Source organism: Streptosporangium sp. NPDC020145 (assembly GCF_040631275.1).
Lineage (GTDB): Bacteria > Actinomycetota > Actinomycetes > Streptosporangiales > Streptosporangiaceae > Streptosporangium.
In genome coordinates, this window is the sequence record NZ_JBEXZT010000002.1 from 220627 (window position 1) to 232878 (window position 12252).

General features: G+C 70.9%; 12 protein-coding genes. 7 read left to right on the top strand and 5 right to left on the bottom strand.

Going from position 1 to position 12252, the window contains the following annotated elements:
- The first annotated feature begins 48 nt into the window (after positions 1-48).
- The gene (locus ABZ463_RS03640; protein WP_352009936.1) at positions 49-1179 is read left to right on the top strand and encodes a glycosyltransferase family 4 protein; all 1131 of its coding nucleotides are present in this window, start codon (positions 49-51) and stop codon (positions 1177-1179) included.
- Complete coding sequence (locus ABZ463_RS03645; protein ID WP_362772587.1) at positions 1164-1904, top strand: acetoacetate decarboxylase family protein; 741 nt, start codon at positions 1164-1166, stop codon at positions 1902-1904. Before ABZ463_RS03640 ends, ABZ463_RS03645 begins: the two co-directional genes overlap by 16 nt.
- Position 1905: 1 nt before the next feature.
- Here ABZ463_RS03645 and ABZ463_RS03650 read toward each other — a convergent pair whose 3' ends face one another.
- Positions 1906-2823: a PfkB family carbohydrate kinase gene (locus ABZ463_RS03650; RefSeq protein WP_362772590.1), complete on the bottom strand. Its 918-nt coding sequence runs from the start codon at positions 2821-2823 to the stop codon at positions 1906-1908.
- 273 nt (positions 2824-3096) lie between these two features.
- Here ABZ463_RS03650 and ABZ463_RS03655 point away from each other — a divergent pair, with 273 nt between their 5' ends.
- The 5 genes from ABZ463_RS03655 (at position 3097) to ABZ463_RS03675 (ending at position 8483) form a co-directional block, all read left to right on the top strand.
- Positions 3097-3801 carry an FCD domain-containing protein gene (locus ABZ463_RS03655; RefSeq protein WP_352009939.1) on the top strand — a complete coding sequence of 235 codons (705 nt, stop codon included), beginning with the start codon at positions 3097-3099 and terminating at the stop codon, positions 3799-3801.
- On the top strand, positions 3798-4619 hold the full coding sequence (locus ABZ463_RS03660) for an ATP-binding cassette domain-containing protein (RefSeq protein ID WP_362772594.1): 822 nt from the start codon (positions 3798-3800) through the stop codon (positions 4617-4619). Before ABZ463_RS03655 ends, ABZ463_RS03660 begins: the two co-directional genes overlap by 4 nt.
- A 102-nt stretch (positions 4620-4721) precedes the next feature.
- A complete protein-coding gene (locus ABZ463_RS03665; RefSeq protein WP_362772597.1) occupies positions 4722-5918 on the top strand; it encodes an MFS transporter in 1197 nt (398 codons plus the stop codon).
- A 291-nt stretch (positions 5919-6209) separates the two neighbouring features.
- Positions 6210-7043 (top strand): aldo/keto reductase, encoded by an 834-nt coding sequence (locus ABZ463_RS03670; RefSeq protein WP_362772600.1) that lies wholly within the window; start codon positions 6210-6212, stop codon positions 7041-7043.
- A 525-nt stretch (positions 7044-7568) separates the two neighbouring features.
- On the top strand, positions 7569-8483 hold the full coding sequence (locus ABZ463_RS03675; RefSeq protein ID WP_362772603.1) for a TIGR03620 family F420-dependent LLM class oxidoreductase: 915 nt from the start codon (positions 7569-7571) through the stop codon (positions 8481-8483).
- A gap of 108 nt (positions 8484-8591) precedes the next feature.
- Here ABZ463_RS03675 and ABZ463_RS03680 read toward each other — a convergent pair whose 3' ends face one another.
- The 4 genes from ABZ463_RS03680 to ABZ463_RS03695 form a co-directional block, all read right to left on the bottom strand.
- Positions 8592-9473, bottom strand: a complete 882-nt coding sequence (locus tag ABZ463_RS03680) for a glycosyltransferase family 2 protein (protein WP_352009944.1) — start codon at positions 9471-9473, stop codon at positions 8592-8594.
- Positions 9474-9669: 196 nt separating this feature from the next.
- The gene (locus ABZ463_RS03685; RefSeq protein WP_352009945.1) at positions 9670-10437 is read right to left on the bottom strand and encodes a CDP-alcohol phosphatidyltransferase family protein; all 768 of its coding nucleotides are present in this window, start codon (positions 10435-10437) and stop codon (positions 9670-9672) included.
- On the bottom strand, positions 10415-11455 hold the full coding sequence (locus tag ABZ463_RS03690; RefSeq protein ID WP_352010172.1) for an iron-containing alcohol dehydrogenase family protein: 1041 nt from the start codon (positions 11453-11455) through the stop codon (positions 10415-10417). Before ABZ463_RS03690 ends, ABZ463_RS03685 begins: the two co-directional genes overlap by 23 nt.
- Positions 11456-11460: 5 nt before the next feature.
- Positions 11461-12195 (bottom strand): phosphocholine cytidylyltransferase family protein, encoded by a 735-nt coding sequence (locus tag ABZ463_RS03695; RefSeq protein ID WP_352009946.1) that lies wholly within the window; start codon positions 12193-12195, stop codon positions 11461-11463.
- Between the last annotated feature and the right edge of the window lie 57 nt (positions 12196-12252).

A 12252-nucleotide genomic window follows, 5' to 3' on the forward strand; every position in this document is an offset into this window, starting at 1 on the left:
TCACTCAACGCATCCGGTGCGGACGGAACCGGCACTCAGCATCGGCATATGCGGGTATGTGTCGGGACGATCGTCCATCACCCCGAAGACGCCCGGATCATGCATCGGCAGATCCGGGCGCTCCTCGACGCCGGGCATGACATCACCTATGTCGCGCCCTTCACCGACTGCAACGTCACGCCCGATCCCGGGATCAGGGCGATCGACGTTCCCCGCGCGACCGGGCGGCGCCGCAGGCGCGCGCTCAAGGCGGCCAGGAAGGCCCTCAAACGCGGGATCGAGGGCGCCGACCTGCTGATCGTCCACGACATCGAGTTGCTGTTCCGGCTGCCCAGGCGCAGGCCCGCGACCGTGTGGGACGTGCACGAGGACACGGCCGCCGCCCTTGAGGCCAAGCCGTACCTGCCCGAGGTGCTGCGCCGTACGCTGCCGTCGCTGGTGCGCGGGGTCGAGGCCAGGGCCGAGCGGCGCATGCACCTGATCCTGGCCGAGGAGGCCTACCAGGAGCGCTTCTCCAGGCCCCATCCCGTGGTGCTCAACACCACCTACGTGCCCCGGCGCCCGCCCGCCCCGCCCGGGGGGAACCGGGTGATCTACGTCGGCCAGCTGTCGGCGGCCAGGGGGGCCGTCGAGCTGGTCGAGCTGGCCAGGCGGCTGCTGCCGCACGGGATCAGGACCGACCTGGTCGGGGCGGCCGACCAGGAGATCAGGCCGCTGCTGCGGGACGCGCAGCGGGAGGGCGTGCTCGACTGGTACGGCTACGTGCCCAACCAGCACGCGTTGCGGATGGCCGAGGGGGCGATCGCCGGGCTCTCCCTGCTGCACGACGTGCCCAACTACCGGCAGTCGATGCCGACCAAGGTCGTGGAGTACATGGCCAGGGGTGTCCCGGTGGTGACGACGCCGTTGCCCGCCGCCGCCTCGATGGTCGAGCGGGTCGGTTGCGGCGTCGTCGTGCCGTTCGGGGACGTGGACGCGGCGCTGCACGCCGTGCTCGGGCTGCGGGACGACCCCGGCGGGGCCACGGCGATGGGCAAGCGCGGGTACGAGCAGGCGCTGAACGAGCACCACTGGCCCGACCACGCGGGTGAGTTCGTCGGCCGCCTTGAGGAATGGGCCGGCAAACCGGTGACGTCCGCCGTGGAGATTGGTGTACTGGAGGCATGGCACGCCATCTGATCCAGGGACGTGAGATATCCACCCCCGTCCGCGTCCGCGACGCGGTGGCGTGCGCGGCCTCCTATCTCGTCAGAGCGGACGCCGCCCGGGCCGTGATCGCCTACTCGGGTTTCGACGTCGCCGAGGTGCTGCCGGGCAGGGCCCTGTGCACACTGGCGTTCGCCGAGCACGCCGACGGTGACCTGGAGGCCTGCCGGGAGTTCGCCGTCTCCTTCCTGACCAGGCCGCCCGACGCCGGGCCGCCGCCCAGGGCTCGTGGCCTGCGGGCCAACCTCGCCGAGCTGCGCCGGGCCGGGGCGGGGTCGTTCGTCCACTGGCTGCCGTCCGACCGGGAATTCGCCGCGGAGGCGGGACGCGCCATCTGGGGCTTCCCCCGGGAGGTCGCCGACATCGACCTGCGGATGGCCTCGCCGTACAAGCGGTGCGTGGTGCGCAGGGACGGCCGCCTGGTGCTCGACCTGCTCGTCAAGCCGGGGGCGGCCGTCCCCTTCGTGGGCAGGGTCACGCCGCCGAGGGCCTACGGCCAGCTCGACGGTGTCACCCGCCGTGTCCCCTGGTCGGCCACCCTGCGCGGGGTCCGGGCCCGCCTCGGCGGGGCGCTGATCCGCCTGGGCAACCACCCGATCGCCAAGGAGCTGAGCGAGCTCGGCCTGCCCAGGCGCGCGGTGCTGACCGGTACGGTCTCCCACCTGGCCATGACGCTCGGCGAGGCCAAGCAGCTGTAGGTCAGCCCTCCAGTTCGAGGAGCGGCAGTTCGGCGCGGGTCGGCAGGCCCTGCCAGTCGCTGGGGCTCGACGCGGCGAAGGCCGCGAGCTGGGCGCCCCTGCGCAGCCTGTCCGTCGGGTGCAGCCGGTCGAGCAGGGCGCTGAGATAGCCCGCGACGAAGGCGTTCTCGCACCCTCCGGGGTCGACCACGGGCGCCACGATGCCCGGGGCGTCGTGGCGGACGCCGTCCACCCGCACGCTCGCCCCCCTGGTCCCCCTGAGCACCACGACCTGCCTGCCGCCGCCGAGGGCGGGTTTGACCAGGTCGAGTTCGCTCTGCCGTACGAACAGCAGGTCGGCCGAGCCTGCCAGGGCGCCGAGGACCTCCTCCGCCTCCCGCAGGTCGGGCCAGAGCCGGTCGTGGTAGTCCACGGCCACCGAGACGACGACCCCCGCCGCCTGTGCCGCCCGTACCGCGGCCTGCATGGCGTCGCGCGCGCTCAGCGCGGCGGTGACCCCGCTGACGTGCAGGATGCGCACGGCCGCGATGCGGTCTATGGGAACGTTCCCCTGGGCGAGCCGGGTGCCTCCCCGGTAGTGGGTGACCTTGGCCGCCTGCCCCGGTCTGGTCTCCCGCAGGATCATCCCGGTCGCCGAGCCGTCCTCGGTCCTGGCGTCGGAGACGTCCACTCCCTCGCCGCGCAGCGCGGTGAGCACCCGCTGGCCCAGCTCGTCCGCGCCCACCTTGCCCAGCCACGCGACCTTGTGGCCGAGTCTGGCCAGGCCGACCGCGACGGTGAACTCCGATCCCGTGACGTCCAGCCTGACCTCGTTCTCGTGACGGATCCGGCTGCTGCTGACGATGGCGAAGGCCTCGCCGAGGGTGTAGACGTCCACGCCGGAACCTTTCGCGGCGCCGTAGAACGCCGATGGAGCCATGTTCGGATTTTCGAACTCTAGCGATTCTCCCCGTCCCGCTCTCCCCAGGGAGCACAACAGCAACCGGCCGGTGATCTCCGCGTGCTCTGACCTCCAGGGGTGCTGGGAGCCTTCGCCAGGAAGGCCTTCCCGGCTATCGGAGCCTCATGGTCCTGGGAGCTTTCGTGGGGCCCGGGAAGCCTTCATGTGCTCCCGGAAGACCTTCGTCGGTCTTCAGAGGTCTGAGGACCTGTTAGGGTTCTCGCATCGAGGAGAGCCCATGGGAGGTGGGAGATGGCCGAGTCACCCGGCCTGCGGCACGGACCCGTCGTGCCGCAACTGGAGAGCCTGCTGCGCGAGTTGCTCAGGGAGCAGCGCTGGAAGGCCGGTGAACGGCTGCCCAGCGAGGTGCGGCTCGCCGAGGAGCTCGGCGTCGGCCGTTCCTCGGTGCGCGAGGCCATCCGCCTGCTGGCCCGTGACGGTCTGGTCGACGTACGGCACGGCTCGGGCACGTTCGTCACCGACCTGTCCGCGATCCCCCACGAGGGGCCGGACGTGCGCCAGCTCCTGCGCCGGGCCCGGCTGCTTGAGGCCTACGAGGTGCGCAGGGCCCTTGAGGTCGAGGCCGCAAGGCTCACCGCGCGGCGCATCCGCCCCGAGGACGTCGAGCGGCTGAGGGCGAGGCTGCGCGAGCGCCAGGAGCGGGTCGGCGGTGACCCTGCCGCCTTTGTCGACGCCGACCTCGACTTCCACCACGCGATCGTGGAGCTGTCCGGCAACGCTGTGCTCGTCGGCCTGTTCGACGTGGTGCGCCCCGTGCTGCGCGCGGCGCTGATCGAGATGGTCACCCACGAGGCCGCCCTGCCCGACGTCTCGTGCGCCCACGCCGACGTGCTTGAGGCGCTGGCGCGCGGCGACGCCGAGGCCGCGGTGGCCGCCACGGCCGACAACCTGGAGGGCACCATGGCGTTCATCAGGGCGGAGATGGCCGACCGATGATCGTCTCCCAGCCCTCGGAAACCGGGCCCGTCCTGCACGCGCAGGAGGTCGACGTCGTGCGCGACGGCAACCACCTGCTGCGGCAGATCTCCCTGACCGTGCACCGGGGTGAGCACTGGGCCCTGCTCGGCGCCAACGGCGCGGGCAAGAGCACACTGCTCAACCTGCTGGGCGCGGTCACCCACCCCACCCGCGGCGTCGTCGAGGTGCTCGGGCGCAGGCTGGGCCGGGTCGACATGCGGGAGCTGCGCTCCTACCTGGGTCACGTCGACCCGCGTCACGCCCCCGACTCCCCGCTGCGGGTCAAAGAGGTCGTCCTGACCGGCCTGACGAACACCATCGCGCTCGTGCCCCGCTGGGCGCCCACCGCCGAGGAGACCCAGCGCGCCGACCACCTGATCGAGCTGCTGGGCATGGGCGCCAGAGGCGAGGCGCGCTGGCCCACGCTGTCGCAGGGCGAGCGTGGCCGGGCCCTGATCGCCAGGGCGCTGATGCCCCGGCCACGGCTGTTGCTGTTCGACGAGCCGGCGACGGGCCTTGACCTGGCCGCCCGCGAGCAGCTCCTCGGCAGCATCGACCTGCTCAGGCACGAGCATCCCTCACTGGCCACGGTCCTGGTCACCCACCACCTGGAGGAGCTTCCCGCGAGCACCACTCACGCGATGCTGCTCAGGAAGGGCCACTGCCTGGCCTCCGGCCCGGTTGACGACGTCCTGACCACCGACCTGATCAGTGCGTGCTTCGACCACCCGGTGCGGATCACCCGCAGCGAGGGCCGCTGGAGCGCCAAGGCCGCCACCCTGCTGGCGACCTCCTGACCTCGTCCCTGGAGTTGCGGAACTCCAGGGACGATCGACACCTTATGTTGTCTGAGGTCTGAGGACAGTCCTCGGACTTTCACGAGAAGGACGCACGAGAGAGTGAAGAACCGCAGGGCCTTGGGGCTGCTCACAGTCACCCACGGGGTCAACGACATGTACCAGGGCGCCGTCCCCGCCCTGCTCCCCTTCCTGGTGGCCGAGCGCGGCTACAGCTACGCGCTGGCCACGGGGATCGTCGTGGCCGCCACGGGGCTGTCCAGCGTCGTGCAGCCGCTGTTCGGCGTAGCCGTGGACCGCCGCCGGATGAGCTGGCTGGTCGCCGTGGGCATGATCGCGGCCGGCGTCGGGGTCGGCCTGTCCGGCCTGGTCGACGACTACGCGTGGACATGGCTCGCCATCGCGGTCTCCGGCCTGGGCGTCGCCGCCTACCATCCCGCGGCGGCCAAGGCCGCACGGGTCGCCGGCGGCGGCTCCGCACGTTCGATGGGCGTCTTCTCCGTCGGCGGCAACGTGGGAGGCGCGCTCGCCCCGCTGTTCGTCGCCCTCGTCCTCAACGCCGCCGGAACCCGGGGCACCTGGCTGCTTGCCGTGCCCGCCGTGGTGGCCGGAGTCGGCTACCTCCTGGCCCGGCGCGTCTCCGACTCCGGCCCGGCAACCGCGACCGCCCCGGCGAGCGCGGAGGGGGCCACGGGGCGCGACGACTGGCGGGCGTTCGCCCGGCTGTCGGCCCTGGCGGTATTCTGGTCGATCCCCTATGTCGTCATGGGCTCCTTCGCCGCCCTGAACGTCATCGGCCGCTTCCACGTCTCGACCGCCACCGGGACGGCCACGCTCACCGTCTTCACCGCGGGCGGCGTGGTCGGCACCCTCGCGGGCGGATGGCTCGCCGAACGACGGGGACGGCTGAGCACGATCCGCCTCGGTTATCTGACGGCCGCGCTCGCGGTGGCGGGCGTCGTGTTCTCACCCGGCCTGGCGGGGGTGCTGTGCTGTACGGCGCTGTTCGGCACCGCCCTGTTCGTGCCCTTCGCCGCCCAGGTCACCCTGGCTCAGGACTACCTTCCCAACCGGGTGGGAACGGCCAGCGGGCTCACCCTGGGGCTGACCCTGTCGGTCGGCGGCCTGCTCTCCCCCGCCTTCGGCGCCCTGGCCGACGCCTGGGGGGTGCGCACCGTGCTGGTCTGCCTCGTCGCGGTCCTGGCCGTGGCCGTCCTGATCACGCTGAGGCTTCCCGAGCCCTCCGGCCCCCTCCCGTCTCCCCGTTCCGACCCGGAGCCCGCAGACGCCGCCGCGTGAACCCCGGAGAGGCCGCGAGGCGCGCGGAACCCCCGGGCCGGACGACCACCGGCGCCGCCCTCGTACGGCTTCGGCGGACCTTGCGGCCCGGGGGCTCTTCCCCGCCCTTGGGTGCCGCACCCCTTCCCGCTTCTCACCACTTATCACCACATAAGGGAAATTTGTCCCTTCTCTCCAGGTCGGCGGGGTCACGATGCCGGTCGGCGATGTCGAGGGGGTACCTGTTAAACGGCACAAAGCCGGGTACCGGCATGCTTGGGGCTCAACACACAGACATCAAGGGGAAATCGGATGACTTCGGTACCCATCATCAGGTTGAACAACGGCGTCGAGATCCCGCAGCTGGGGTTCGGGACCTACCAGATCAAACCTGGCGAGACGAAGGCGGCGGTGCTGTCCGCGTTCGAAGTCGGCTTCCGGCACATCGACACCGCCGAGATGTACGGCAACGAGGCACAGGTCGGCGAGGCGGTCAGGGCGTCCGGTCTCGACCGGGGCGAGGTGTTCGTCACGAGCAAGCTGAACAACGGCTTCCACGCCCACGACGACGCCCTGAAGGCGTTCGACCGGACGCTGGAGGAGCTGGGGTTCGACTACCTGGACCTGTTCCTCATCCACTGGCCGCTGCCCGCCGTCGGTGACTTCGTGGAGACCTGGAGGGCCCTGGAGGAGATCTACCGTTCGGAGCGTGTCAGGGCCATCGGCGTCTCCAACTTCCACGTGAGCCACCTGCGCAGGGTCCTGGAGGAGACCGAGACCGTGCCCGCGGTCAACCAGATCGAGGCGCATCCGTACCTCACCCAGGACGACATCAGGGCGTTCGACGCCGAGCACGACATCGCCACCGAGGCGTGGTCGCCGATCGCGCAGGGCAAGGTGCTCACCGACCCGACGATCGTACGGATCGCCGAACGACACGGCAGGACACCCGCCCAGGTGACGCTGCGCTGGCACATCCAGCGGGGCGACATCGTCTTCCCCAAGTCGCTCAGGCGCGAGCGCATGCAGGAGAACTTCAACATCTTCGACTTCGAGCTCTCCGAGGAGGAGATGAACACGATCTCCGCCCTCAACCGCGACGAGCGGGTCGGCCCCGACCCGGACACCTTCAACTGGATTCCCTAGTCCCTCCCACGAGCTGGTCCACGGACCACAGCGATGGCGGCCGCCCGACCCGGACGGCCGCCATCGGCGCCTCGCCCACCTCGACCGGCAGCGGCACCCGGAACAGCGGCTGGTCGAGGTGGGCGAGTACACCCTCCGCCCGGCGCCCCCACTCGACGCGCCCCACCCGGCGCCCTCCACCCGGCGCCTTCCGCCCGGTGCGCCCAGGCCGACGGCTCCCTCCGTCCGCCCCACCGCGACCCCCTCCGGTCGCCCCGGGGCCCGTCCATGGCGCAAGGCGCCCCCACCCGGCCTCCTCAGGACAAGGCCCCGGCAACCCGCCCTCGGGAGAGGCCGGGCAACCCGGCCGCTTGGAACAGGGCTTCCCTCTCCTCACGACACAGCAGCCGCCTTGTGACAGGCCGCTCGACGACATGCGTCGATTGTCAAACGGAGGCAGTCTCCGTATTGTGGTGTACACAAAACGGAGGACTCCTCCGAATAGTAGGGAGTCCTCCCATACCCCGGAGGCAAGCGATCGTGACCGTGGAAGAGACACGTCTGAGGCTGGGCCGGTTCGGTGTCTGGCTGGCCCCGCCCACCCTGCTGAGGACCCCCGTCGGTGTGCAACGTGAGCAGTTCGCCCGCGTCGAACGGCTCGGCTACGGCTCACTGTGGAGCGGCGAACCCCCGGCGACCTCCCTCGGCGCCGGACGTGAGGTGTTCACCCAGCACGCCGTGATGCTGGCCGCGACCGACCGGATCGTCGTCGGAACGGGGGTGGCGAACATCCGGATGCGCGAGCCCCTCGCCGCACACGGCGGCGCCGCCACCCTCGCCGAGGCCTACCCCGGGCGGTTCGTCCTCGGTCTCGGCGGGCACGGCGGTGACCGCCCACTGGGAGAGCTACAGGCCTATCTAGAGGCGATGGCGACTGCGGCGACGACGCTGCTCCCGGAGATCGGCTACCCCCTCGTCCTGGCCGCCCTGGGGCCCCGGGCGCACCGGCTCGCCGCCGACCACGCCGACGGAGCGCACCCGTTCATGCAGCCGGTCGAGCACACCGCGATCGCGCGCGAGCGGCTGGGGCCCGGCAAACTGCTGATCCCTCACCAGGCGGTCGTCCTCGACACCGACCCGGTCTCCGCCAGGGCGCGGATGCGCGCCCTGACCCCCGCCCGGTTCCGTGACGTCGAGACCCCCTACACCGTCAACTTCAGGCGCCTGGGCTACGGGGACGACGACCTCGCGGGTGAACGCAGTGACCGGCTCATCGACGCCATCCTGGGCTGGGGGGACGAGAAGACCGTCGCCGACAGGCTCGGCGCCCACCTGGAGGCGGGCGCCGACCACGTCCTCGTGCATCCCCTGGCGAACGACCTGGTCTCCGCCGTCGACCAGCTCGAACGCCTCGCCCCTCTCCTGACAGCCCCGCAGGATCCGCACGCCCGAAGCGCATGACCGACCGGTCGCGCCCGTGCGGCCACCGGTTCGAACCCGGTGGAACCGCTCCTCGGCAAGGAGAAGACGATCTCGGTCAGCCGCACGCCGCCGCGCCCGGCTGACGGCTCAGACGATCGGGGGACGGCCCAGGCGGAGCATGCGCCAGGCGGTCTTCCAGCCCATCGGACGGCGCTCGCCCGCGGGCTCGCGCATCCCCTCGGTGAAGCCGGTGAACCAGGCGCGCAGCGCCGGACGGGAACGTTCTCTGAGCAGGGTGAGAACGATCCAGTTGAGGAGGTAGAAAGCCGCCAGCGGCCAGGGGAGGTTGCGCCGGGCCAGCCAGACGCGGTTCCTGGCGTTGAGGCGGTAGAAGTCCGCATGGCGGGTCGGCGGGACCTGCGGGTGGTACATGACCGTCTGGGCGTCGTACTCGATCCGGTAGCCCTCGCCGAGCAGCCGCCAGGCCAGGTCGGTCTCCTCGTGGGCGTAGAAGAAACGCTCGGGGAGGCCGCCGACCTGGAGGAAGGCCGACCGGCGGATGGCGCAGGCGCCACCGAGGAAGGTGGTGACCGGTGAGGACCGCTCGGGGTCGCCCGCGCGCAGGCGCGGGACGTGACGGCGCTGACCGACACCGCCCTCGGGATCCATCACGCGGAAGGAGACGACCGCCAGGTCGGGCTCGGTCGAGAAGCGCTCACGAAGGTGGGAGATGACGTTGCTCTCGCCGTACCAGCCGTCGTCGTCCAGGAAGAGGACGACGTCGCCGGAGCACTCCTCGACGCCGCGGTTGCGACCGGCCGGGATGCCGGTGTTGTGGCTGAGCCGGACGGTCCTGATCGAGGCCGCCGATCCCGCGGGCACGGTGACCGGCAGCTCGGGCACGTCCGCGCCGTTGCCGACGATGACGATCTCGACATCGCCGTCGACCTGGTTGACGGCCGACTCGACGGCCCGGGCCAGCTCAGGGACCCGGTTGCCCATGGTGAGGATGACGCACGAGATCTTCAACGCGTCATCGCCTTGACGCGTCGAGAGCACGTGCGGGGCATACTTTCATGATCACCGAGTCTGCTGGGTGGGGCGATTCTGGCTTCAGTACAACTTCCTGATTTACCGGGAAATAAGCGTATCGGAACCTCCGGCGAACACCCACCAAACAGTGGGACGTCCGCACCTACGACGCACCGAAACGCCATCCGGTTCCTCACGAAAGCCGCCTGGAGGCCAGAATGCTCACCAGGTGCAGAGCGGTCTGCAGCACGGCGACCACCACGCAGGCGACCATGAGCACCCGCGTCGCGGCCAGACCGCCGCTGAGGGCGTCCCACAGGGCCACGAGCACCACGATGAGGGACAGCTCGACCGCCTGGACGAGCCGGTGGAACTTCAGCGCCGCCGCGGCCCTGCGGGCCATGCCCAGGCCCCGCGAGCGGAACTGCTCCGCCGAACTCTCCGTCGCCGCGATCAGCCCGGAGCGGGCACGCGCCACGTCGACCAGGTCGGTCTCGGCCTTGATCAGGATGGCGCCGAGCGCGGCGGCGAAGCCCAGCACGGTGTACCAGTCGGGCAGGACCTCCGAGGCCCTGAAGCCAAGACCGATGAGCAGGGCGGCCTCGGCGAAGTAGTGCCCGACCCGGTCCAGGTAGACACCGGTGATCGAGGTACGGCCCGTCCACCGGGCCAGTTCCCCGTCGGAGCAGTCGAGCAGCAGGTAGAGCTGGATGAGCAGGGCCGCGCCCACCGCGGCCCAGAACCCCGGCACCGTGAGCACCACGCCCGCCAGCAGTCCGGAAAGGATCATCAGCCAGGTGGTCTGGTTGGGGGTGATCGGCGTCTTGGCGAGGAACCAGGTGACGTAGATCGACAGCTTGCGCATGTACAGCGAGCCCGCCCAGTGCTCGCCGCTGTTGCGACCCATGGTCGACTGCGGCTGGGCGACCGCGCGGAACTCAGCGACCGACGGCCCGGACATAGTCCCCCACCCGCTCGCGAATCTCCGGCTCGGACAGGCGCAGGTGCTCCAGGATCGTGTAACGTCCCGGACGCGTCGAGGGCGCCAGCATGACGGCCTCGGTGAACTGCTCCTCGGTCAGTCCGGCGTCGCCGGGGGTGACCGGAAGCTCGTGCCCGCGCAGGCACTCGACGACCTGGGTCAGTCTCCGCGAGTCCTCGCGGAGGAAGAAGCAGAAGGCGGCACCGATTCCGGCGAGTTCGCCGTGGTTCGAGGTGCCGGGGAAAAGCTGATCCACGGCATGCAGGATCTCATGGTCTCCGCCGCTCGAAGGACGGGATGACCCGGCGATGACCATCGCCATCCCCGACATGATGAGCGCCTCGGCCAGCACGGTGAGGAAGGCGTCGGACTCGATGGAGTCGTTCCTGCCGATCACCGCCTCGGCCGAGGTGCGGGCCATCGCGCAGGCCAGACCGTCGATCGGCTCGCCCCGCTCGGTGTTGCCGAGCTGCCAGTCCTCGATCGCCGACAGGTTGCTCACCACGTCGCCGACCCCGGAACGGACCAGGGAGTCGGGCGCGTCGTGCACGAAGTCGAGATCGACCACGATGGCCAGCGGCATGGGCACACCGAAGGAGCCCTTGCCGCCGTCGTGGGTCAGCGACGCGACCGGCGAGCAGATGCCGTCGTGCGACAGGTTGGTCGCCACCGCGACCATGGGGATCCCGGCGAGCGACGCGGCGTACTTGGTCGCGTCGATCGTCTTGCCTCCGCCGATGCCGACCACCGCCTCGTAGGCGCCCTTGCGCAGGTCGGCGCCGAGCGAGACCGCGGCGTCGACGGAGCCGTTCGCCACCCGGAAGACCTGGGCCTCACCGAGTGAGGGGGCGATGACCGAGGCGATCCGGTCGCCCTGCCCCACTCCGACGGCCACCGCGACCCGCCCCGAGGTCGCCACCCTGCTGTCGGCCAGCAGCGTGCCGAGCTGGGCGACCGCGCCCCGCCGTACCTCCATGGTCAGCGGGGCGGGCAGCATCCTGGCTAGTATCGGCACGCGATCTCCCGGGCCCTCGCGAGGTCGTCGTGGTTGTCCACCTCGACCCACGGGACGTCCCCGATCGGGGCTACGGCGATCTTCTCGCCGCGGGTGACCATCTCCTGATAGCCGTCCTCGTAGTACAGCTGCGGGTCGCGCTCGAAGGTGGCCCTGAGGGCGTCGGCGAGCCGCTCCGCGGCACCGGGACGGATCAGCGTCGCGCCGATGTACTCACCGGCCGCGGCGGCCGGGTCCATCAGCTTGGTGATCAGCTTGAGGTGACCGTCGTCGTCGAGGGTGACCTTCATCTCCTCGTCGGCGAGCTTCTTGACGTTGTCGACCGCGAGCAGGATGTCGCCGGTCACCGGCGCGGAAAGCAGCGTCTCCTCGACGGAGGCCGGGTGCACGGTGTCGCCGTTGACCAGGAGCACACCCTGGTCGAAATGGTCACGGGCGCACCACAGGGAGTAGGCGTTGTTCCACTCCTCGGCCTTGTCGTTGTGCACGAGGGTGAGCTTCACGCCGTGCCGCCGCTCCAGCTCGGCCTTGCGCTCGTGTACGGCCTGCGCCTGGTATCCGACGACGACCACGACGTCACGGAGGTCGGCCGCGGCGAGGTTCCGCAGCGAGATGTCCATGATCGTGGTATCACCGTCGACCGGCACGAGCGCCTTGGGCAGCGTGTCGGTGTACGGCCGCAGGCGTCGTCCGGCCCCGGCGGCCAGCACCATTCCCAGCAACGTGCACTCCTCATCCAAGTGAGCCCCTCGACGGGCACTCCTGGTCCCAAAGGTTAG